This window comes from Helcobacillus massiliensis, assembly GCF_033106145.1.
GTDB lineage: Bacteria > Actinomycetota > Actinomycetes > Actinomycetales > Dermabacteraceae > Helcobacillus > Helcobacillus massiliensis.
Genome location: NZ_CP136959.1, coordinates 169,700 through 191,685 on the forward strand (window position 1 = coordinate 169,700; position 21,986 = coordinate 191,685).

The 21,986-nt window shown below is 68.2% G+C and carries 21 protein-coding genes and 1 tRNA gene; 7 read left to right on the top strand and 15 right to left on the bottom strand.

Annotation, left to right across the window (positions count from 1 at the left end; genetic code table 11):
* Positions 1–108 precede the first annotated feature (108 nt).
* A complete protein-coding gene (locus R3I40_RS00795) occupies positions 109–414 on the top strand; it encodes a GlsB/YeaQ/YmgE family stress response membrane protein (protein WP_183377186.1) in 306 nt (101 codons plus the stop codon).
* Positions 415–546: 132 nt separating this feature from the next.
* On the opposite strand, the gene R3I40_RS00800 is transcribed toward R3I40_RS00795, so the two are convergent.
* Positions 547–1,944, bottom strand: coding sequence for an MFS transporter (locus R3I40_RS00800; RefSeq protein WP_259922739.1), 1,398 nt, complete (start codon positions 1,942–1,944; stop codon positions 547–549).
* A gap of 116 nt (positions 1,945–2,060) precedes the next feature.
* On the bottom strand, positions 2,061–2,840 hold the full coding sequence (locus R3I40_RS00805) for an N-carbamoylsarcosine amidohydrolase (protein ID WP_259922740.1): 780 nt from the start codon (positions 2,838–2,840) through the stop codon (positions 2,061–2,063).
* A gap of 224 nt (positions 2,841–3,064) precedes the next feature.
* Here R3I40_RS00805 and R3I40_RS00810 point away from each other — a divergent pair, with 224 nt between their 5' ends.
* Together R3I40_RS00810 and R3I40_RS00815 are read left to right on the top strand one after the other, a co-directional pair.
* Positions 3,065–3,883, top strand: a complete 819-nt coding sequence (locus R3I40_RS00810) for an IclR family transcriptional regulator (protein ID WP_239375776.1) — start codon at positions 3,065–3,067, stop codon at positions 3,881–3,883.
* Between the two features lie 191 nt (positions 3,884–4,074).
* Positions 4,075–4,147: transfer RNA gene (locus R3I40_RS00815), tRNA-Lys, on the top strand.
* Between the two features lie 271 nt (positions 4,148–4,418).
* Here the strand turns inward: R3I40_RS00815 and R3I40_RS00820 are convergent.
* The 5 genes from R3I40_RS00820 to R3I40_RS00840 form a co-directional block, all read right to left on the bottom strand.
* Positions 4,419–5,603, bottom strand: a complete 1,185-nt coding sequence (locus R3I40_RS00820; RefSeq protein ID WP_239375778.1) for an ABC transporter permease — start codon at positions 5,601–5,603, stop codon at positions 4,419–4,421.
* Positions 5,600–6,481 (bottom strand): ABC transporter ATP-binding protein, encoded by an 882-nt coding sequence (locus R3I40_RS00825; RefSeq protein WP_259922741.1) that lies wholly within the window; start codon positions 6,479–6,481, stop codon positions 5,600–5,602. The genes R3I40_RS00820 and R3I40_RS00825 overlap by 4 nt, the downstream gene beginning before the upstream one ends.
* 70 nt (positions 6,482–6,551) lie before the next feature.
* Entirely contained in the window at positions 6,552–7,331 is a 780-nt protein-coding gene (locus R3I40_RS00830; RefSeq protein WP_183376531.1) for a response regulator transcription factor, read from the bottom strand.
* Positions 7,328–8,614 (bottom strand): sensor histidine kinase, encoded by a 1,287-nt coding sequence (locus R3I40_RS00835; RefSeq protein WP_285262525.1) that lies wholly within the window; start codon positions 8,612–8,614, stop codon positions 7,328–7,330. The genes R3I40_RS00830 and R3I40_RS00835 overlap by 4 nt, the downstream gene beginning before the upstream one ends.
* Positions 8,615–8,687: 73 nt before the next feature.
* Complete coding sequence (locus R3I40_RS00840; RefSeq protein ID WP_259922747.1) at positions 8,688–9,932, bottom strand: dicarboxylate/amino acid:cation symporter; 1,245 nt, start codon at positions 9,930–9,932, stop codon at positions 8,688–8,690.
* A gap of 174 nt (positions 9,933–10,106) precedes the next feature.
* On the opposite strand from R3I40_RS00840, the gene R3I40_RS00845 reads away from it, so the two are divergent.
* The gene (locus tag R3I40_RS00845; RefSeq protein WP_285262524.1) at positions 10,107–10,871 is read left to right on the top strand and encodes an aminotransferase class IV; all 765 of its coding nucleotides are present in this window, start codon (positions 10,107–10,109) and stop codon (positions 10,869–10,871) included.
* A gap of 45 nt (positions 10,872–10,916) precedes the next feature.
* Positions 10,917–13,163: an aminodeoxychorismate synthase component I gene (pabB, locus tag R3I40_RS00850; protein WP_317700041.1), complete on the top strand. Its 2,247-nt coding sequence runs from the start codon at positions 10,917–10,919 to the stop codon at positions 13,161–13,163.
* 80 nt (positions 13,164–13,243) lie between these two features.
* On the opposite strand, the gene R3I40_RS00855 is transcribed toward pabB, so the two are convergent.
* Positions 13,244–13,951 (bottom strand): IMPACT family protein, encoded by a 708-nt coding sequence (locus R3I40_RS00855; RefSeq protein WP_239375788.1) that lies wholly within the window; start codon positions 13,949–13,951, stop codon positions 13,244–13,246.
* Positions 13,952–14,011: 60 nt separating this feature from the next.
* On the opposite strand from R3I40_RS00855, the gene R3I40_RS00860 reads away from it, so the two are divergent.
* Complete coding sequence (locus R3I40_RS00860) at positions 14,012–15,469, top strand: mycothione reductase (RefSeq protein ID WP_183376541.1); 1,458 nt, start codon at positions 14,012–14,014, stop codon at positions 15,467–15,469.
* Positions 15,470–15,624: 155 nt separating this feature from the next.
* Here R3I40_RS00860 and R3I40_RS00865 read toward each other — a convergent pair whose 3' ends face one another.
* The 4 genes from R3I40_RS00865 to R3I40_RS00880 form a co-directional block, all read right to left on the bottom strand.
* A complete protein-coding gene (locus tag R3I40_RS00865) occupies positions 15,625–16,848 on the bottom strand; it encodes an IS110 family RNA-guided transposase (protein WP_317700042.1) in 1,224 nt (407 codons plus the stop codon).
* Between the two features lie 241 nt (positions 16,849–17,089).
* Positions 17,090–18,313 (bottom strand): IS110 family RNA-guided transposase, encoded by a 1,224-nt coding sequence (locus R3I40_RS00870; RefSeq protein WP_317700043.1) that lies wholly within the window; start codon positions 18,311–18,313, stop codon positions 17,090–17,092.
* A gap of 272 nt (positions 18,314–18,585) precedes the next feature.
* The gene (locus R3I40_RS00875; RefSeq protein WP_183376543.1) at positions 18,586–19,056 is read right to left on the bottom strand and encodes a prepilin peptidase; all 471 of its coding nucleotides are present in this window, start codon (positions 19,054–19,056) and stop codon (positions 18,586–18,588) included.
* Between the two features lie 165 nt (positions 19,057–19,221).
* Positions 19,222–19,539 (bottom strand): histone-like nucleoid-structuring protein Lsr2, encoded by a 318-nt coding sequence (locus R3I40_RS00880; protein ID WP_183376545.1) that lies wholly within the window; start codon positions 19,537–19,539, stop codon positions 19,222–19,224.
* A gap of 154 nt (positions 19,540–19,693) precedes the next feature.
* On the opposite strand from R3I40_RS00880, the gene R3I40_RS00885 reads away from it, so the two are divergent.
* Complete coding sequence (locus R3I40_RS00885; RefSeq protein ID WP_183376547.1) at positions 19,694–19,906, top strand: hypothetical protein; 213 nt, start codon at positions 19,694–19,696, stop codon at positions 19,904–19,906.
* A 59-nt stretch (positions 19,907–19,965) separates the two neighbouring features.
* Here the strand turns inward: R3I40_RS00885 and R3I40_RS00890 are convergent, their stop codons facing one another.
* From R3I40_RS00890 to R3I40_RS00900, 3 genes are all read right to left on the bottom strand, one after another.
* Entirely contained in the window at positions 19,966–20,154 is a 189-nt protein-coding gene (locus R3I40_RS00890; RefSeq protein WP_183376549.1) for a hypothetical protein, read from the bottom strand.
* A complete protein-coding gene (locus R3I40_RS00895) occupies positions 20,151–21,023 on the bottom strand; it encodes a hypothetical protein (RefSeq protein WP_183376550.1) in 873 nt (290 codons plus the stop codon). The genes R3I40_RS00890 and R3I40_RS00895 overlap by 4 nt, the downstream gene beginning before the upstream one ends.
* A 246-nt stretch (positions 21,024–21,269) precedes the next feature.
* Entirely contained in the window at positions 21,270–21,956 is a 687-nt protein-coding gene (locus R3I40_RS00900) for a DUF3800 domain-containing protein (RefSeq protein WP_183376552.1), read from the bottom strand.
* Positions 21,957–21,986 lie beyond the last annotated feature (30 nt).

Below are 21,986 nucleotides of genomic sequence, written 5' to 3' on the forward strand. Positions count from 1 at the left end.
CTTCGGATGCGATGGGTGCGTCGCTGAAATCGACACATTTGACCGATGGTCACGGTTTGATATAATTCAAGAGTCAATCGGTTTCCCTTCCCTCTAAAGGAGAACATCATGGGCCTTCTGTGGGCAATCATTTCCTGGATCATCATCGGTGCCATCATCGGCCTCATCGCCCGTGCGATCATGCCGGGTCGTCAGGCCATGGGCCTGGGCGCCACCATCGTCCTCGGCGTCGTCGGCGCCATCGTCGGCGGTTTCATCGGCGGCCTCTTCGGTGGCAACGGCGTTGCCGGCATCATCAACAACCCGTGGAGCATCGGCACGATCATCCTCGCCGTCATCGGCGCGCTGATCGTCATGTTCGTCTACGGTCTGATCACCAAGAACTCCGCTGGCGACCGCAACACCGCCCGCTGATCACCGTGATCTGACCAGCCGCACCCCCTGCGGCGGTTGAGCACCAGGAACGCCCCCTCCGCTGCGGAGGGGGCGTTCCTTCGTCTCTGCCCGGGTGCGGCGGCACGAGGAGCCGTGCTGTCGGGTCAGCCCTCAGTGATGTGGGGCACTGTCGTCCGTGGTCTCATCCGCTGCGACCACCGGGATGTCGCCCGTCATGGTCAGCTGCTCCGCGAGGGGTCGGCCGCTGGTCTCCGGCATGAGGCGGATGGCGATCAGGCCGAGTGCGCAGATCACCGTCAGGTAGACGGCGGGGGAGATGGCGCTGCCGGTGCGGTCCACCAGATAGGTCGCCACGTAGGGTGCGGTGCCGCCGAAGATCGCGTACGCCACGTTGTAGGTGATCGCGGAGGCGGTGTAGCGGCTCGCCGTCGCGAATGCTTCGGACAGCAGCACCGCCGTCACCACGTTCGCTGACACGGCACCCAGCGACAGCAGGATCTGGCTGGACAGCGCAGTGACCAGCGTTCCGTTCTGCGCTAGGAGATATGCCGGGATGGCGAGGCCGCCCAGGAGGAGCGCCGAGGCGTACATGATCGGTCTGCGCCCCACGCCGTCGCAGATGATGCCGATGACCGGTGCGAGCGCCGTGGCGAACACCAGGGCGAGCACGTTGGACAGCAGCACGGTGTCCGAGGACATGCCCACCACCTGCTGCAGGAAGGTGGTCATGTAGGTGGAGAACATGTAGAAGCTCAGGCCGGTGATGGAGATGTAGCCGGCGAGCACTGCCATGGCTCGCCACTCTCTGCGGACCACGGACCGAATCGACGGCTGCTCCGCCTCAGCGGAGTCCCGCTCCGCCTGCGCCTTCTGGAACTCCGGGGTCTCGTCCAGCTTCTGTCGGATGAAGAACGCGACCAGACCCAGCGGCGCGGCGATGAGGAACGGGACGCGCCACGCCCAGTCCTGCATGCCCTGCTGGCCGAACAGCTCCGTCAGGATCCAGGTGATGGTGGCCGCCGCCGCGAACGAGCCGAATGTGGCGGCGGGCATGGCGGATCCGTAGCGGGCGCGCCGGTCATCGGGGGCGTGCTCGATGACGTACGCGGCGGCCCCGGCGTATTCGCCGCCGGCGGAGAGGCCCTGTGCGCAGCGGGCCACGGTCAGCAGGATCGGTGCCCAGATTCCGATGGTGGCGTAGGCGGGCAGCAGGCCGATCGCGGTGGTGGCCACTGACATCAGCATCACCGTCATGGCCAGCACCTTCTTGCGGCCGATGCGGTCGCCGAGGCGGCCGAAGACCGCGCCGCCGAGGGGTCGCAGGGCGAAGGCGACCGCGAAGATCGCGAAGGTCTGCAGGAGGGCGGTGGCTCCTTCGGAGTCGGGGAAGAAGGTGGTGGCGATGATCGGGGCGGTGAAGCCGTAGACCGCGAAGTCGAACCATTCGACCACGGTTCCTGCGCCGCCGGCGAAGGTCACCTTGTTGAGGGTCTGCTGCGAGACCTTGGCGGGCGCGGCGTCGGGAGGTGAATCGGATGCGGTGGACATGGGTGCTCCTAGAGCTGGGGGATTCGGAGGAGGCGGCACGGCCCGTGCCGCGACATCGGGCAGATGCTGCGGCACGGGCCGTTGGTGTGGACGAGGCAGACCTCACCCGGGGAGTGTCAGAGGCGCTCCTCCGGATCGGCCGGGCACTCCACCTCGGGCTGGGGGTCGGCGAGGGTCTTCGGCTCGGTGTCCTCGAACATGGGCAGGTTGTTGAGGTAGGCGACGACGTCGTCGGTCGCTTCGACGTCACCGAACTTGTTGTCCATGTCGTAGAGGTTCCACTGGACCACGCCGGGTACGCGGTCGCCAATGGTCTCGCGGGGGATGATCGGGCGGAAGCCCTTCGCGATCGCGTCCTCAACCGTGTGGCGGACACAGCCGGCTGCGGTGGCGCCGGTGACGATCAGCGTGTCGATGCGGTTCGAGGTGAGGAACAGCTCGAGGTTCGTGCCGGGGAATGCCGAGGCGCGGTTCTTCTCGATGACCACATCCTCCGGCGCTGGCTCGATGCGGGAGTCGATCTGCGCCCAGTAGGAGTCGCGCGGGAGGGTCTCGGTGGGGATCTTCGAGTACCAGAGGCCCATGTCGTTGGTGCCGGAGGTGGCGTCGGTGTTCTCGTAGACGTTCGTGGTGTAGAAGATCGGCACGTGCTTCTTGCGGGCGGCGGCGTTGATCTTCTGGACGTTCTCGATGATGTCGTCCACGCCGGCGCAGGTGAAGGGGTGGCCGGGGCGGGTCCAGGCGTTCGCGAGGTCGATGTGGATGATCGCCGGGCGGTTGCCGTAGCCCACGCGGCGCTTGAAGCCGCGCTTGTTGTAGATGCCCTCGCCTGCCTTGAACGCCTCTTCGAGGATCGCGGAGAGGCGGGATTCGATGTCGTTGTTCTGGTCGGTCATGCCAGTGTCCTTTCGTCAGGTCGGTCGCGGTGCGGTCCGACCACCATCTCTACTGTTGCTGAGTCAGAAACTAAGTTGCTGATGCAGAGAACAATACAGTGCGGTGCATCACAATGGAAGGGGTTTCGCGGAATTCCTCTTCCCGGGTTCCGTCGGCCTTCATCGGCCTACACTGAACTGGGCTTTTGCCCGCAGACCGATGCTGACGAGAGGGGACAGCACCCATGAGTCGACGACCAGTCTCGGACTCCGAGCGCGCCGAGAGGACCGCGAAGCCGCAGGGGATCGCCGCGTCCCTGCTGAACGGCTTCAGCGTTCTGGAGGCGTTCACCATCGCCGAACCCGTCCTCGGCGTCACCGAGATCGCTGAACGGGTCGGCCTGCACAAGTCCACCGTGTCCCGCATCCTGCAGGGCATGGCGGAGGCGGGCTACGTGGAGCGGAGCGAGAGCAGCGGCAAGTACATGCTCGGTCTCGGCCTCATCTCGCTCGCCGGCCCGCTGCTGGCGAACCTCAGCGTCCGCAAAGTCGCCGCCGAGCTCCTGGAGAAGGCCACCGACACCACTGGCGAGACCACCGCCCTCAGTGTGTTCAACGGCGTGTTCCCCGTGGTCGTGGAGCAGGTGGACTGCCCCCAGTTCGTCAAGCACACCCAGTACGTGGGCACCCGGTACAACCGCTGGCACAGCTCCTCGTTTGAGGTTGCGATGTCCTACCTCCATGCGGATGAGGCGCTCAGCATCATCGGATCCGGTGAGATCTCGTCGGCGCCGCCGGTGGGCAGCTCGGAGGAGCGCAGGCAGGTGCTGACTCTGCTGGAGTCGGTGCGCCGTGAGGGGATCGCCGTGAACGACGGGCTCACCCATCCGCAGGAGTTCGGCGCCTCCGCCCCGGTGCACGACTACGACGGTGATCTCGCCGCCGTCGTCACCATTTCCGCCCCGCGCGCCCGCGTGGAGGGTGAGCACCGCGACCTCATCCTGGCGACCGTGCGCGACACCGCTGAACAGATCTCGAAGAGGATGGGGTACGTCGCAGGCTGAGAGGAGGACGTCGCGGGCTGATCCGGCTGCGCTGCCGCCCGGGGGCGGGGAGCGCGGTCAGAGAGTTGCGGGGCGGTCGGGCCGACGGATGCCGCAGCGCCGATGTGCGCGGTGTGCTCGGTGTGAGGCGTCGTTCTCCCTGATTCCGTCGGCTGGCTTGAGCTCCCCTATACTGGCAGGGCTTCGAGCAGGGGCCTTTAGCTCAGTTGGCAGAGCATCGGACTTTTAATCCGCCGGTCGCGGGTTCGATCCCCGCAGGGCCCACTCGTACAACAGCAGACGAACCCCTGGTCCCACCGTCATGACGGTGAGGCCAGGGGTTCGTCGCTGTCGGGCCAGCGTGGTGCTGTGCGGTCGGGTCAGCGTGGTGATGCGCTGTTGTGGCGGTGCCGGAGCCCCAGGGCCGCGACCCCGACGATCCTTCGTCGAGTTCGGGGTTTTCCTCGCGCGAAATCCCGATTGCGCAGAAGGATCGTCAGCCGCGGCGCGCCGGCTGCGGTGGGCGCGCCGGCCGCGTCCCGCCAGGCGCAGCGCGTCAGCCCTGCAGAGCCTGCTTCCAGGAGATCCGCTTGCCGGTGCGCAGAATGGAGCGTTCGTACACCCGCGCCGCGAACATCACGGCCAGGACCAGGGACGCCACGAGGATCGCCGCGCTCAGCGCCACGAAGCCCCAGGAGAACTGTCCGGTGTACACGCCCACGGGCACCGCAACCGGAGAGGAGAACGGGAACAGGCCGAGCACAGTCATCAGGGCAGGGTTGTCATGGAAGATCAGGACCGCGATGTACGGGAACATCACCAGGTACATCAGCGGAGCAGCCACCTGGTTCATGTCCTCCTGGCGGGAGGTCAGGGACGCCGCAGCGCCGTACAGGGAGGCTATCATCGGGAACGCCAACACGAACAGTCCCACGAACAGCAGGATCGGCATTCCGAGGCCGTCGAGGTTGAGCACACCGCCGTTGATCTGCACGGTCAGCAGGCTCGCCAGCGCCAGCAGGCCCACCTGGCCGAATGCGAGCGCTGAATTGCCGATCACCTTGCCGGCGAGGATGGCGCGGGCCGTGACGGTCGCGAGGATGATCTCCACGATCCGCGACTGCTTCTCCTCGACCACGGACTGCGCCATCTGCAGGCCGTAGGTCATCGCGATCATCATGAAGATCAGGCCGAAGCCGAGCGCGATCATGTAGACCAGCAGCGGGTTCGGGGCATTGGGATCCAGCAGCTGGACCTCCGGGCGCAGGGAGAGGACCCCGGTGAGCTCATCGGGGGTGTCCCGCAGCCCGATCACGGCGACCTTCGTGGGGGAGGAGTCCGAGGGGACGACAGCCGCGTCGGCCTTCTCCGATCGGACCGCGGCCTCGGCGGCGTCGGTGTCGGCGACGACCTCGGCGGTGTAGCCGTCGCCGAGCTGATCCACCAGCGGCTTCGTGTCCGCGGTGACGGCGATCGTGTCCTCGGAGGAGAAGATCTCACCCATGCGCGGCAGGGCGAGACCCGCGAACAGCACCAGGGCGAGGGCGACGACCGTGGAGAGGACATAGGCGCGGCTGGTCAGCTTCACCATGATCTCGCGACGAGCGATCGTGAGGGCGGCCTGCCAGAAGGTGGGGCGGGCGGAGGCGCCGGCGCCGGCGCCGCCGCGGGTGACGCGGCTGGATTCGGCAGTGCTGCCCGAGTTGGTCGAGGGGTCGGTGTGGGGTGCCTGGGTGTTCATCGCATTGCCTCCGTGAAGATCTCGTGCAGGGTGGGGGTGCGCTGGCCGAAGGAGAGGACGGTGCCGCGGGCCTGCGCTTCGGCGAGGACGGCGTTGGCGTCCTCCAGGGAGCGGGCGGCGAATCGGACGTAGCCGCCGTCGAACTCGCGGACTGTCACCGGCATGTCCCGCACCCAGCCGGTGTCGGAGCCGGCGCGCAGCTCCCAATCGGGCTCAGCGCCGGCGCGCAGCAGCTCGTCGCGGGTGCCGGCTGCGGCGATCTGTCCGCTGGCGATGATGACGAGCTCGTCGCACAGCCGCTCCACCACATCCAGCTGGTGGGAGGAGAACAGGACCGGTGCGCCGGAGGCGGCGACATCGCGCAGCACCTCCAGGGTGGTGTCCACTGCCATCGGGTCGAGGCCGGAGAACGGCTCGTCGAGGATGAGGGCCGTGGGCTGGTGGACCAGCGCCGCCGCGATCTGGGCGCGCTGCTGGTTGCCGAGGGACAGGGATTCGAGGGTGTCGCCGCCGCGCTCGCCGAGGCCGAGGCGCTCTAGCAGGTCGGTGGCGCTGCTGCGGGCGGAGCTGGCGCTCATGCCGTGCAGCTGGCCGAGGAAGACGAGCTGGTCCAGCACCTTCATCTTCGGGTACAGGCCGCGCTCTTCGGGCATGTAACCGACGCGGGCGCGGAAGTCGGCGTCGATCCGTTCGCCGTTGACGGTGACCTCACCGGAGTCGTGGGAGAGGACCCCGAGGATGATCCGCATGGTGGTGGTCTTGCCGGCGCCGTTGCCGCCCACGAACCCGGTCATCAGCCCGGGTTTGATCGAGAACGAGACGTCGCGCAGCACATGGTGGGTGCCGTAGGTCTTGTTGATGTCGGTGAGTGTGATCATGGCTCCAACCTACGGAGCCGTGGTCCGCCGCAGATCCCCCACCCGGGGGAGATATGCGGGGGAGATCTTCTCAGCCGACCACGTGGTTCTCGTACGCCCAGATGACGGCACGGATGCGGTCGCGGATCTGCAGCTTCATCAGAGCGTTCGAGAGGTGCGTCTTCACCGTCGCATCGCCGAGGAACAGGCGCTCGGCGATCTGCCGGTTGGACAGGCCCTGCACCACGAGGTCGAACACATCGCGCTCCCGAGCGGTGAGGAGGTTGAGGGCGCGCTGCGCCTCCGGGGTGGGGGCCCGGTCCAGGGCGGCGGCCGCGTCCGGGGAAGCGGCCGACGGGTGCTGCGCCTGCGCCGGTTCAGCAGCGTCAGCAGACCTCGTCGGCGCGCTCGGCGACTCAGCGCCGGAGCCGTCAGCGCTGCCACCGGTGTTGCGGGCGATGACGCGGCGCGTCACCTCCGGCGCCAGCAGCGCATCGCCGCGGGCGAGCACCCGCACCGCGTTGATCAGCGTCTCCGCTTCCGCGGTCTTCAGCAGGAACCCGGAGGCGCCCGCATCGAGGGTGGAGAACAGGTAGTCGTCGCGGTCGAACGTGGTCAGCACCAGCACGGCGGGTGCACCGTCCTCAGCGGTGATGCGGCGGGTCGCTTCGATGCCGTCCATCACCGGCATCTGCACGTCCATCAGCACCACATCGGGCAGGAGCTCCTGGACCATGGTGACCGCTTGGGCCCCGTCGGCCGCCTCCCCGACGACCTCGATCGCTTCGCCGTCGAGGTCGGCGGTGGAGAGGATGGCGGCGAAGCCGGTGCGGATCATCGCCTGGTCGTCGACCAGCAGGACGCGGATCATGGGGTTCCTCCTCGGATGGGGACAGCGGCGCGGACCAGGAACCCGCCCGTCTCCTTCGCGCCGGCCTCCAGGGTGCCGCCGACTGCTTCGGCGCGCTCCCGCATCCCCTGGATGCCGGTCCCGGTGCCGGGCAGAGCGGACCGGCGGGCGAAGCCGTCATCGGAGACGTCCAGTTCGGCGGCATCGTCGGAACGTCGGCGCAGGGTGACGGTGACGCGGGCGGCCGCCCCGGCGTGCTTGCGGGCGTTCGTCAGGGACTCCTGAGCAATTCGCAGCAGCGCGGTCGACGCCGTCTCCTGCAGATCGGTGAGGGGGTCCAGCACGCGCAGCTCCACCTTCTGGCCGGCGCGGCGAGCATCCTCCACGATCTCCGGAAGCTGCGCGAGCGTGGGGGAGGGCGCGTTCGTGGACGGGTCACGCAGGGTGCCGACCATGGTGCGCAGGTCTTCGATCGCGGAACGGGCGGAGGACTCCACGGAGAGCAGGGACTGCTCGGCGCGGTCCGCGTCCCGGTGCAGGAGGCGCCGCGCCGCCGCGGCCTGAATGCTCATGGCACTGACGTGGTGGGTGATGACGTCGTGCAGTTCGCGGGCGATGCGGATCCGCTCCAGCTCCACGGCGTTGCGCGCGATGACGGTGCGCTGATCCTCGATGGTGGCGGCTGCGTCCTCGAGGTCCTGCCGCTGCAGCGCCTGCTGCCACGCGCGGTTGCCGAACACCCACGCGGCGGTGAAGTAGAACAGGTTCACCGTCACGTTGATCATCAGCATTGCGAAGTAGGCGTTGACGCCGCGCTCACCGGTGGTGGGGTCGTAGAAGCCGCGCACCGCTTCGCCCAGGATCCATGTGCAGGCGATGACCACGATGACGGTGCGGGCGATGGTGGCTCGCCGACGGTTCGGCTCCCACGCCCCGATCGCATGCATCGCCAGGAACATGGCGATATTGGTGCCGACTGTTTCGAACCCGGTGGCGATGCCGAAGCCGGTGAACATCGCCATCATCACCAGGCCCGTGGGGATGGGGAAGCGGCGGGCCGTCACCACGGGCAGGCAGATCGCCACACCCACCAGCACGGCCCAGCCGGTGTCGACCCGCAGCAGGCCTGGCATGGCGAACGCCGTCAGATAGGTCATTTCGATGCTGACCACGCACAGCAGCGCGGTGAGCAGGAGGTCGCGGCGCAGCCAGCCCTCCGGGAGGCGCCGCACCGGCCTGGCGGGGGAGGGGCCGACGGGGCCTGCACCGGCGGGATCAGTGCCGACAGGGGCGGGAACGGTCATGCCCACGAGAATAGACAACCGGCGGACCCGAAGGGATCCGCCGGTTGGGGGAGATGCGCGAAGGCGAGGAGCCTCAGGCCGCGGTGGGGCCGTCGGCCGCGGCGAGGTTCGCCTCGGCGTCACGACCGGTGCGGCCGGTGACGATGTCGCGGCCCTGCGCCAGCTTGTCCACGATCATCGCGATGGCGCCGTCACCGGTGACGTTGGTGGCGGTGCCGAAGGAGTCGATGGCGATGTAGATCGCGACCATCAGCGCCACCTGCGACTCGTTGAAGCCGAGGTTGGACTGCAGCAGCGCAGCAGCGGTCACAATGGCGCCGCCCGGCACGCCCGGCGCGGCGATCATGGCGATGCCGAGCAGGAACACGAAGCCGATGAGGGCGGGCACGGAGATGGTCGCGCCGGTGGTCCACATGATCGCCAGGGCGAACAGGGTGATCTTCACGGTGGAGCCCGCGAGATGGATGGTGGCGCACAGCGGGATCACGAAGCTCGCCACCGGCTTGGACACGCCGATGCTCTGCGCGCAGCGGGTGGTCACCGGAATCGTGGCCGCGGAGGAAGCGGTGCCGAGGGCGGTGGCGTAGGCGGGCAGCATGCCGACCAGGGACGTCAGGGGGTTGCGGCGGGTGATGACGCCGGCGACCGTGTACTGGCAGATCAGCATCAGCGCCGTCAGCACGAAGGCGAGGACCACGATCGTCAGCATGTCGAGGATGATCTCGCCGAGGGTGCCGTCAGCGGTCATGGTGGCGAAGACGGTGAAGATGTACACCGGCAGCAGCGGGATGATCAGCGAGGAGATCAGCAGGTTGACAACGGTGCGGAACTCATCGGCCACGCTGAACAGCGTGTTCTTGCCCTGCGAGCGCAGCACGGCGATGCCGAGGCCCAGGACGAACGCGATCAGCAGGGCGGTGAGGACACCGAACGCCGGATCGATGACGATCTCGAAGAACGGCTTGAACCCGGCATCCTCGGGGTTGGCGACCTCCTTCAGGTTCCCGCCGCGGTTCAGCAGGAACGGGAAGGTGAGGTAGCCCGCGGCGATGGCGTACAGGCCCGCGCAGATGGTGGAGCAGTAGGCGATGCCGGCGGTGACGCCGAGCCACTTGCCCGCGCCGCGACCGAACTCGGCGATCGCGGGGGCGATGAGGCCGATGATGATCAGCGGGATCGCGAAGCCCAGGAACCCGGAGAACAGGGTGGAGAAGGTCTGGAAGGTGCGGCTCAGCCACTCCGGTGCGATCATGCCGACGGCGAAGCCGAGGACGATCGCAATCAGGATCCTGAAGAGAAGGGATTGGAACAGTTTCATGCCGTCGGGGACTCCTATGTCGGCGACTCAGACCGCACTGCTGGTGCGGGGGCTCTGCACAACGATGTGCATCGCGTGCATGGATTCTATGGGCGCACTCGCTCACGCCGCCGTTTAGACTGCGTTCATGCGCCAGTCGAGGAAAATATCATCCGACCAGTCGGATCCAGTACCGTGACCACCCCGTGGACCGCGGCCCCCGCCTGGGTCCCCGGCGCCCGCACCTCCTTCCTCCTGCGCGGCAGCGCCTTCATCAACCCCGACGGGCACCGTCGGCGCCTCGCGGCCGCCGGCGCCGACCAGGCCGCCATCACCACCGCCCTCACCGAGCTGCGCACCGCCGCTGCGGACGCGGGCCCGCTGCTGTTCCCGCAGATCCTCCTCGGCGACGCCCCCGGGATGCTCAGCATCGACCCCCGGCCGATCACCCCGGACCGCCTCAGCGCCACCGCCCGGCTCATCACCCACCCCGGGCCCGATCAGCGCACCCGGCCCCACATCAAAGGCCCCGACTTCCCGTTCCAGACCGCGGTGCGCAAGGCAGCAGTGCGCGCCGGCGCCGATGACGCCCTCCTCCTCGGCCCCGACGGCACCATCCGCGAAACCGCGTTCGGCACCGTCGTCGCGTGGCGCGACGGCGCCCTGGTCAGTGCGGCACCCGTCGGCCGGCTGCCCTCCACCACGGAGGAAGCGCTGATCGCCGCCGCCGAGGCCGACGGGCTGCGCACCACCACCGCTCCGCTGACCCCCGTCGAGCTCCGGGACGCCGACGCAGTGTGGCTGCTGAGCGCCCTGCACACGATCCGGGAGGTCACGCACGTGGACGGCGCACCCGTCGGCCTCGCTGCTGGCCGGGGCGCAACCCCCTCACGTGGTAGTTTCCAACAGCGGCTGTGGGCCGGCGCGCAGGACCTGCGCGCGCTCACCGACCGCGACTGACGCCCCGCCAGGGGCCGCTGAAGAACTCGGGAGGTTCGGGCACTGATGGGCATCGGCAGCGCGCCGCGCGTTCTGATCGTCGACAACATCGACTCCTTCACCCACAACATCGCGCACCTGGTGGCGTCGGTGACGGGGGAGGAGCCGGTCGTGATCGCCAACGATGACTACGGCCCCGACGCGGTCGCCGACCTCCTCGACCAGTTCACCCACGTCATCATCGGGCCCGGTCCCGGCACACCCCACAACCCGGCCGATGTCGGCATCTGCCCCGCGGTCCTTGCGGCCTGCGCCGCCCGCTCCGTCCCCGTGCTCGGCATCTGCCTGGGCCTGCAGCTGATGGCTGTGGTCGAGGGCGGCCGCGTCTCCCGCGCCCCCGAACCGATGCACGGCCTCGAATCGCTCGTCACCCACACCGGCGATGCGATGTTCGAGGACGTCCCCTCCCCGTTCACCGTGGTCCGCTACCACTCCCTCGCCATCACCGAACTGCCCGAAGCCCTTGAGGTGACCGCCCGTTCCGAGGACGGCGTCATCCAGGCGATCCGCCACCGCACCCACCCGTTCATCGGCGTGCAGTTCCACCCCGAGTCGATCCGCTCCGACGCGGGCCGCCTCATCATCGGCACGTTCCTCGGCATCGACCTCGCGCCCGGCTCCGGCACCAGCGCCGCCCAGACCGGCGGCCCCGCGCCGCGCCGCGCACCCGTCGGAACCCCCACAGCGCACCCCACCCACCGGCTCGCGCTCGAGGGCCCCATCCCGCTCACCGCCGACGGCGACGCCCTCTTCCGCGCCCTCTACGCCGACGACGACACCGCCGTCTGGCTCGACTCCAACTCCCACGACGCCCGCGCCGAGATCTCCGTCATGGGCGCCCTCGACGGCCCCGACTCCCACGTCATCACCCACAGCGCGCACGTCAGCTCCCCCGGCGGGTCCCGCGTCGGGGAGACCCGTCTGCGGTGGGCCGACGGATCCGACACCATCCGCACCGGCACCACCCTCGCTGCTTCGGCCCGCCACCAGCTCGCCCAGATCCGCGTGGCGCCCCGCACCGACGAACAGGAGGAGCTGCCGCGCGCCCTCGCCGAATTCCAGCTCGGCTACGTGGGCTTCCTCGGGTACGGCCTGAAGGCGGAGACGCTCGGCCTGCCCGATCAGGCACCGGCGTCCACCCCGGACGCGCACCTGCTGTTCCTGCAGCGCGCCGTGGTGATCGACCACCGGGAGCAGACGATCTGGCTCGCCGAACTCGAGCGCATCCCCGGCCCCGCCGCTGATGACCCGGCAGCCCGGCGGGAGCCGTGGCGCGTCAGCTCCCGTCGGCTGATCGAGAGCGTCCTCGCCGCCGGCCCCGCTGAGCCCGCAGCGGCCGCCGCGGTGGGCGGCTCTGCTGCGGCCGCCGCCGACCGGGCGCCGCTGACCGACGTCGACGTCGAAGCCGCCATCACCCTGCGCCACAACGCCGACGCCTACCGCGCCCTCATCGGCCGCTGCCAGGAGCTCATCGACCGGGGCGACAGCTACGAACTGTGCCTCACCAACGAAGCGGAGTTCACGCGCGACGCCCTCGGCTGCGATCCGGCCGACCTCGACCCGCTCGCCGTGTACGAACGGCTGCGCACCATCGCAGAAGTGCCGTTCGGCGCCCTGCTGCGGTGCGGCGACTTCTCCGTCATCGGCGCCTCCCCGGAGCGCTTCATCGAAGTCCGATCCGACGGCGTCATCGAATCCCGTCCCATCAAGGGCACCGCCCGCCGCGGCCACACCCCTGAGGAGGACGAGCGGCTGTGCTCGGCGCTGCTCGCCTCACGTAAGGAGCGGGCCGAGAACCTCATGATCGTGGACCTCGTCCGCAATGACCTCGCCCGCGTCAGCGACTTCGGCAGCGTCCACGTGCCGTCTCTGTTCGCCATCGAATCCTTCGCGACCGTCCACCAGATGATCTCCACCGTGCGCGGCACCCTTCGCGGCGACTGCGACGCCCTCGATGTGCTGACTGCGACGTTCCCCGGCGGCTCGATGACCGGCGCTCCGAAGGTGCGCAGCGTGGAGATCCTCGACGAGCTCGAGCAGGGCCCGCGCGGGGTCTACTCCGGTGCGATCGGCTGGCTGTCCACGAACGGGTCCGCGTCCTTCTCGATCGTGATCCGCACCATCACCGCGGAGCGCGACCGGGTCGCGTTCGGGGTGGGCGGCGCGATCACGCGCCTGTCGACGGCGGATGAGGAGTTCACGGAGACCCTCATCAAGGCCCGGACCGTGGTGGACGCCGTCACCCGGCGCTGAGGCGCACCGCGGTATCGGCGCGCCGGTGCTGAGCCGCGCGGCCGTTCGGCCGCTGGTGCTGAGTCCGACCGGGGGCGGGGTCAGTCGGCGGCGGGGATGTCCACGTGCGCCCACCCGGCGGTGGTGACGCTGGCGCGGCCCGCACTGATCTCCGCGATCGCCCGCGCCACGTCCTCCCGCGCAGTCGGCAGATGCCCGATCATGATCTCCAAACCGTCCGCGCCGTAGTCCGCCTCCAGCACCGCCGTCTGCTCGGGTGCCGATGGACCCTCCGCCCACGACCGCACCTGCGCCTCCACCTGGCCGGCGATGTCATAGCCGACGGATGCGCACGTCACCTCGTGCACGATCCTCTCCAGGATCAGCCCCTGCGCCGACGCCGCATCCAGCGCCTCCGTCACGGACGACCCGTAGGCACGGGTCAGGCCACCGGCGCCGAGCTTCACGCCGCCGAAGTAGCGGGTGACGATCGCGACGGCGTCGGTGATGTCGCGGCCGCGCAGCGCCTGCGCCATCGGCAGGCCCGCCGTCCCGCCCGGTTCGCCGTCATCATTGGACCGCTGCAGGGACAGGGGAGTGCCGAGTGCGAGCGCTGTGCAGGTGTGGCGGGCGTTCGGGTGGGCGGCCCGGCGCTCCCGGATCAGCTCATCGGCGTCCTCCACCGCCGTGACGGGGGCGATGAGGGTGATGAAGCGGGACTTCTGGATCGTGAACTCGTGCTCGATCGGCCGCTTCAGCAGACGGATGCGGCCGGTGGATTCTGGCTGGGTGTCGAGCAGGGTGAGCACCCGCCCATGCTATCGGCCGCCCGGATCGGGTTACCCGCCGCGCCGCCTAGGATTGCTGTCATGACTTCCGCAGCAGAGCATGTCGACATCCTCCTCATCGGCTCCGGGTCGGGCAATTCGTTCCCCGGCCCCGAGTTCGCGAACCGCACCATCGCCTTCGTGGACCGCGGCGTCAGCCCCCGCCGCGTGTTCGGCGGCACCTGCCTGAACGTGGGGTGCATCCCCACGAAGATGTTCGTCCACACTGCCGATGTCGCCTCCGCCCCGGAGGAGGCACCGAAGCTGGGGGTGGACCTGCCGGACTCCGCGGTGGACTTCCCGGCGGTGCGCGACCGCGTGTTCGGCCGCATCGACGCGATCAGCTGCGGCGGCCAGGAGTACCGCGCGGACCATGAGGACAACGAGAACCTCACCCTGGTGCGCGGTACCGCGCGCTTCACCGGTCCGAAGGCCGTCACTGTGGACCTCAACGACGGCGGGCAGCGCGCCTTCACCGCGGACACCGTCATCATCGGTGCCGGCTCCCGCCCGATGATCCCGGACGTGCCCGGTCTGCGTGACCTCGACCCCCTCACCTCGGACACCATCATGCGAATCGAGCAGCTGCCGGAGTCGATCGCGGTGCTCGGCACCGGGGTGATCGCGCTGGAGTTCGCCCACATCCTCCGCTCCTTCGGGGTCGAGGTACACCTGATCGCCCGCTCCGACCTCGTCCTGCGCTCCTATGACTGCGACATCGCCGAACGCATCACCGAGGTGTCCCGCGAGCGCTGCACGCTGCACACGAACACGTCGATCACCGCGGCGCGGCGGGAGGCCGACGGGTCCGTCCACCTCACCCTGGACGAGGACGGTGAGAGCACGCAGCTGCAGGTGGGGGACATTCTGGTCGCCACCGGCCGCGTTCCGAACAGTGACCTGCTGGACGCCCGGGCGGGCGGTCTCGGGGTCGATGAGAACGGCGTGATCACCGTGGATGCCTTCCAACGGGTTCTGGATCCGCAGGGCCGTGTGCTGGAGGGCGTGTGGTCGTTCGGCGACGTATCCTCGCCGGTGCAGCTGAAGCATGTGGCGAACCATCAGCAGCGCACGATGCGGCACAACATCCTGCACCCCGATGATCTTCGCCGCGCTGATGAGATGCCGGTCCCGGCGGCGGTGTTCACGCACCCGCAGATCGCGACGGTCGGGATGACGGAGCAGCAGGCCCGTGACTGGTCGGAGCGCTCCGGGCGGGAGATCCGGGTCGCGGTGCAGAAGTTCAGCGACATCGCCTACGGGTGGGCGATGGAGAACGAGGGCGACTTCTTGAAGCTGATCGTGGATGCGGCGTCCACGGAGGTGCTGGGGGCGCACATCATCGGCCCGCAGGCGCCCACGCTGATCCAGCAGTTCATCCAGGCGATGAGCCTGGGGATCACGGCGCGGGACATGGCACGTCACCAGTACTGGATCCACCCGGCGATGCCGGAGCTGGTGGAGAACGCGCTGCTGCAGACCTTTTCCGAGGACGACTGACTCCGATCTGGCCCGGCCCGCCCAGCGCGCCGGTCCGGGAACCCCGGACAGATTTCGACGGATGGTCGCTATTCAGCGCGAATAACGACCATCCGTCGAATTCTCTGGTCAGAGGCGTCGGCCCTGGCCGGGGGGGGGTGTCCCTATGTTTCGAGTCAAGCCGCGAGAGCGGTCGGCTCGGGGGTAGGGGCGGTTGTCGGTGGCTGGTAGTAGGTGCCGTCGCGGAGCATGGCGTAGATGACGTTGCAGCGGCGGCGGGCTAGGCAGATCACGGCGGCGTTGTGCCGTTTGCCTTCGGCGCGTTTGCGATCGTAGTAGGCCTTGGAGATGGGGTCGTGGTTGGAGGCGACCCAGGCGGAGTAGAACAGGGCGTTCTTCAGGCGTTTGTTCCCTGACCGGGCGGGGAACTCTCCGCGGATCGAGGTGCCTGATCTGCGGGTGACCGGCGCGATCCCGGCATAGGCCGCGAGGTGGCTGGCGGACTCAAACGCGGAGCCATCACCGATCGCGAGGAGGATCTGGGCGGCGGTCTTGATGCCGATCCCCGGCATGCTCATCAAGACCGAGGCGAGAGGGAAGTCCTCCAGCATGCCCTCCACTTCGTGGGCCACGGTCGCGCGCTGTTCTTTCAGCTCTTTAACCTGGCCAGCGACTCGGGGGATCACCAGCTCAACCGCTGCGGTGGCGGGCACGATGACGGTCTGCTCGCTAAGGGCTGTGAAGATCTGCTCGACCAGCGTCTCGGGGTCGCGGCGTGAATGCGCGCGGGCGAACCGCAGCACCTTCCCTCGGCCGGCACTTCGGAGGCCGGTGGGGCCGCCGAACTTCTCCAGCAGGTCCAGCACGAGCCCAGTGGAAAGCTTCCCGCCTGCGAAGACGCGCTCGAGCGCGGGGTGGATCTGGGTGAGCAGGGACCGGATCCGGTTCAGCGCCCTTGTGGTCTCGTGAGCGAGGTCCTCATCGAACCCGGCCAGAACCTTCAGCGCGGAGAGGACCTCGCTGTCACGATCGACCTGCCGGAGGGTGTGAGGCATGGTGCGGGCCGTGTCGGCGATGATGAAAGCATCCCGCGCATCAGTCTTTGACCTGCCCGGATACAGATCCGCGGCCTTCCGCATCGCCAATCCGGGAAGGTAGGCGACTGTGCAGCCGGTATCCCGGGCCACCGCGATCGGCAACGCTCCGATGGTGTTCGGCTGATCGACCACCATCAGCACTTCGCCGTGGTTCTGCAGCTGGGTGAACAGCTCGCGAAGTTTGGTCTCGTCCTGCGGGAGGGGCTTGTCGAACAGCTTGTTCCCCTCCGGGTCGAGTGCGCACGCGTGGTGAGCTGTCTTCCCGACGTCCAGGCCGATCACGACCGCGAACCCTGTGTTCATGACGCTGTCCTCCGCATCACTGCTGGCCGCAGTCTCGACACCCGATGCCGGCACCCACGTTACGAAGAGACCTCAGACAGAGCTGGGCCGTGTCCCTATCAGCGGTCAACGCGTGTCTCTCGACCGGGCGGCAACACCCCCCGGACCATCAATGGCAGGGCAACAAAGCCATACCCGGCCGAGCGACCAGACCCCGTCCATCGGGGTGCTCACAAGGTAACGGGTGTCCCTATGTTTCGAGTCAAGCCGCGAGAGCGGTCGGCTCGGGGGTAGGGGCGGTTGTCGGTGGCTGGTAGTAGGTGCCGTCGCGGAGCATGGCGTAGATGACGTTGCAGCGGCGGCGGGCTAGGCAGATCACGGCGGCGTTGTGCCGTTTGCCTTCGGCGCGTTTGCGATCGTAGTAGGCCTTGGAGATGGGGTCGTGGTTGGAGGCGACCCAGGCGGAGTAGAACAGGGCGTTCTTCAGGCGTTTGTTCCCTGACCGGGCGGGGAACTCTCCGCGGATCGAGGTGCCTGATCTGCGGGTGACCGGCGCGATCCCGGCATAGGCCGCGAGGTGGCTGGCGGACTCAAACGCGGAGCCATCACCGATCGCGAGGAGGATCTGGGCGGCGGTCTTGATGCCGATCCCCGGCATGCTCATCAAGACCGAGGCGAGAGGGAAGTCCTCCAGCATGCCCTCCACTTCGTGGGCCACGGTCGCGCGCTGTTCTTTCAGCTCTTTAACCTGGCCAGCGACTCGGGGGATCACCAGCTCAACCGCTGCGGTGGCGGGCACGATGACGGTCTGCTCGCTAAGGGCTGTGAAGATCTGCTCGACCAGCGTCTCGGGGTCGCGGCGTGAATGCGCGCGGGCGAACCGCAGCACCTTCCTTCGGCCGGCACTTCGGAGGCCGGTGGGGCCGCCGAACTTCTCCAGCAGGTCCAGCACGAGTCCGGTCGAGAGGGTCCCGCCTGCGAAGACGCGCTCGAGCGCGGGGTGGATCTGGGTGAGCAGGGACCGGATCCGGTTCAGCGCCCTTGTGGTCTCGTGAGCGAGGTCCTCATCGAACCCGGCCAGAACCTTCAGCGCGGAGAGGACCTCGCTGTCACGATCGACCTGCCGGAGGGTGTGAGGCATGGTGCGGGCCGTGTCGGCGATGATGAAAGCATCCCGCGCATCAGTCTTTGACCTGCCCGGATACAGATCCGCGGCCTTCCGCATCGCCAATCCGGGAAGGTAGGCGACTGTGCAGCCGGTATCCCGGGCCACCGCGATCGGCAACGCTCCGATGGTGTTCGGCTGATCGACCACCATCAGCACTTCGCCGTGGTTCTGCAGCTGGGTGAACAGCTCGCGAAGTTTGGTCTCGTCCTGCGGGAGGGGCTTGTCGAACAGCTTGTTCCCCTCCGGGTCGAGTGCGCACGCGTGGTGAGCTGTCTTCCCGACGTCCAGGCCGATCACGACCGCGAACCCTGTGTTCATGACGCTGTCCTCCGCATCACTGCTGGCCGCAGTCTCGACACCCGATGCCGGCACCCACGTTACGAAGAGACCTCAGACAGAGCTGGGCCGTGTCCCTATCAGCGGTCAACGCGTGTCTCTCGACCGGGCGGCAACACCCCCCGGACCATCAATGGCAGGGCAACAAAGCCATACCCGGCCGAGCGACCAGACCCCGTCCATCGGGGTGCTCACAAGGTAACGGGGACGACGTTCGCGACCCTCGTAGGTTCGTAACCTCGTAGGTTCGTAGGTCAGGCAGTGGCCACAGGAACCACGAGGACGAGCAGGGTTCCCAGGATCAGGCCGGGACCGAAGGGGATGTGTCCGCGGATGCCTCGTCGACGCCGAACGAGGATCCATCCCAGAGTGCCGATGCAGCCCAGCCAGATGCCAGCGAGCATCATCAGCGGGGAGACGAAGCCGCTGTAGAGGGCGAGGGCGGCGACGAGGATGACGTCGCCGAAGCCGAGGCCGCCGCGCGAGATGACGAACAGGACCAGCATCAAGACGGTGGCGATCGCGCAGGTGACGGCCGCCCAGATCAGATGGTCGAAGCCAACCCAGACCGCGGTGATCGGGAGTGCGACGGCGCCGGTGCCGAGCAGGCCGAGATTCAGCGGCAGAGGCAGCCGGGACTCGCGTGCATCGGTGACGACCATCGGCAGCGCGAGCAGGAGGAAGAGGGCGAGGGCCGGCCAGAGCTGGGGCGTGAGGAGGTACATCGGTGCTACCCCTCCTCGAGGCTGCTGGGGCTGGGCATCGTTGTGTCCTTCGTCCGGTGGATGGTCACCCTGTTACCGCGGCTAGGGCGGGCTCATGTGACCGCTGGGGACACTCTTCCTGATCCGCGGGGACGGCCGACTCCGATCAGCGCGTGAGGGACGGGCTCAGCTGGCGGCGGTGTAGGCCTCACGGATCTCTGCGGAGACGCGGCCGCGGTCGCCGATCGCGTACCCGTTGGCCTGCGCCCACTCGCGGATCCGCCTCGTCTCGTCGCTGCGCCCGCGGGAGGTGCCTCGTCGGGCGCGGCCCCCGACGCGCCGTGCATGCTCCACCCATGCCGCGAACTCGTCGCGGAGCTTCTGCGCGTTCTCGTCGTTGAGATCGATCTCGTAGGTGACGCCGTCGAGGGCGAAGCCGATCGTCGAGGTGGCTGCGGAGCCGTCGAGGTCGTCGGTCAGGACGATGCGAGTCTTGCGGGCCATGCTGCGTGTCCTCCTGGGTAGATATTGCGTTCAGCGTACAGAACGGCGAACGCATGATGAGGGGTTCTGCGTGACGGGGACTGTGCAAATGCTTGGCGAATTCCCGATCCGTACGAGTAGCGTTCAAGGACCACCAGCATCGAGGAGGCATGCGATGGACGAGCACGAGGATGACGAACGGCTGGCGGCCCTTGCGGAGCGGGCCGAGCGTGGGGAGCTTCCCGTGCCACCAGGGGCGCGGATCCAGAGAGCCTCGGACGAGGGCCCTGCCGGCGCCGCCGAGCTGCTGGAGATGGCGGGGGCGAGCACGCTCGACGAGGCGTTCGAGGTGCTGCGTGCGGCGGCAGTGCGCGACGGAGCGAAGTAGACAGCGCCGGGCCCCGCGGTCAGGGGGAACCGCGGGGCCCGGACAGTCGAGAGGCGGGGTCAGCCGCCGAAGGAGAGGACCGTGCCGATGAGGGCCACGGACAGTTCCTCATCGGGGTACTCGGCGCGGACGTAGTCCACGGCATCGAGGTACTGCTGCTTCCGGTCAGGGGTGAGCTCATCCCAGGCGTGCCGGTCGGCGTCGGTCACGAAGTCGGGGTAGGTGGTCATCTGGTCAGCAGCGCTCATGACGTGTGTCCTGTTCTGGTGTACTCGTCGGCTTCATCGTAGTCCTGGAACGATCTCGGTTCGGGGCGGCCGAGTTTCTCGTATTGGTCCTGCGTCACCATGAAGGTGATATCGGGTTCTCCGCGAGGTGGGGCGACCCTGCTCATGGCCGAATAGTCCCAGCCGTCGGGCGCGAATTCTCGGTTGAAGGGGATCGAGGCGACCTTGACGAAGCCGCTTCGGGCGTAGATCTTCGGCAGGAACGTGTCGAAGCACTCGAGGTGTGTCCCACCGCGCTCTGCTGCGATGGGCAGCAGGGCACGCGTCGCGCCGCGGCTGCTGCCGTCGGAGTACACCGCCGAGATCTCGCCACTGTGGCGGACGGCCGCGCCGGCGCGGCCGTCCGCTAGCACGAGCATCGTGTGGAAGTCGCGTTGGAGCTCAGTGGGGGTGGCCCTGGTGACCTGCTTCCCCGCGGCGTCCTGGGTGTACCGCTCCGCGAGCCCACTGCTGTAGGACCGTGCGGATGTCGGACCGGTGACCTCAAGAACGGTGTGCCCATGCGAGGTGTGTGCGCGCACGACGCGGAACGATCCTCCGGGCAGCGTGAGCGGCTTCCCGGTGGGGGAGTCAGCGACGTAGCGGTTGATGTTCGCGGTGAGCTGCTCGGCGTCGTAGGAGCCGCCTGCGGCGGTCCGCTCGGTGATGTGCTCCTGGAGCCCGGTGCGGGTCTGGATCAGATCGGCCCGGGCGGTCTCCAGGCGCGAGGTGATCTCCTCGTGCTCGGCGGTGTCGGGTGAGGTCTCGGCGAGCCGCTGCTCGAGCTTGTCGACGCGCTGGCGTTGATGCGCGTAGCAGCGTCGTCCCCCTTCGGCTTGGGACTGGCACATCGGATCTCCGTTCGGGTCACGGTGGACGTGGTGCCTCGACGACACCCACATCCCTCTACCGCGGGTTCCCGGGGGTCGTGTGACCGCACAGCATCAATCTGTCGCGCGCGGCGGCTCTGCTTCAACCTGGCGTCGAGGGCACCGGGTGGTCTCCTGCGGGGTGGACGGGCCGTCGAAGCGTGGGTATACTCGGACCTGCGGACCCGCCCAACGTACGTTGGTCAACGGGTCCTGCTTCTTTTTGGGTCAGACGCTGATGGTGGTGGCGCTGAGCGATGCGAGCTTGGGGTACCACGGCCAGGCGAACTGCTTCTCGGGGATTCGGGCAACGTCCTGATAGGCGGCGTAAGCAACGAGATCTGCAATCTGAACCCATTGGCTGCGGCTTGAACTCTGGAACGAGGGGTCCTCGAGCAAGGAGCGCGTCTCGAGGGGGAGCTCGCGGTGCGCGGATATGTAGCTAGTGTCGGAGCCGTCGCCATCCATGACTAGAGTTCCCCACTCGTCGGCGTTGCGGAGCTGCTCGTCGAGATGGTGGATGAGGTGGCTGTAGACCCGGTGGCGCTTCTTCTTGAAGCTCTCGCGGTGGCTCGTGGAGTTGGAGTAGATCGTCCCGACAGCCATCCAGTCCCAGGTGGCGAAGCGATCGAAGGTCTCGTCGAGCACGGCTGAGCGATTCGCCTTCCGGCGGTTCCAGGTGTCGTCCAAGGACGGGTTTCCACGTCCATTTGCGAACTGTGTTGCGTGCAGCTCGTAGTTCTTGGGGATGCCGTAGGTACTGGTGAGGTGGGCACGCCAGGAGAGGACGTCACTGAGGGCCTGGCGCCAGTGGTCGAATGCAACGGTGACCCAGCTATAGGTGGCGAAGCCCGTGTGCTCGGCGCCAGAGTCATCGACATAGATGAAGCGTGGCGGTCGAGCAGGAGTGTTCACGCTGACACCCTATGGGGAACGAGACGCCGG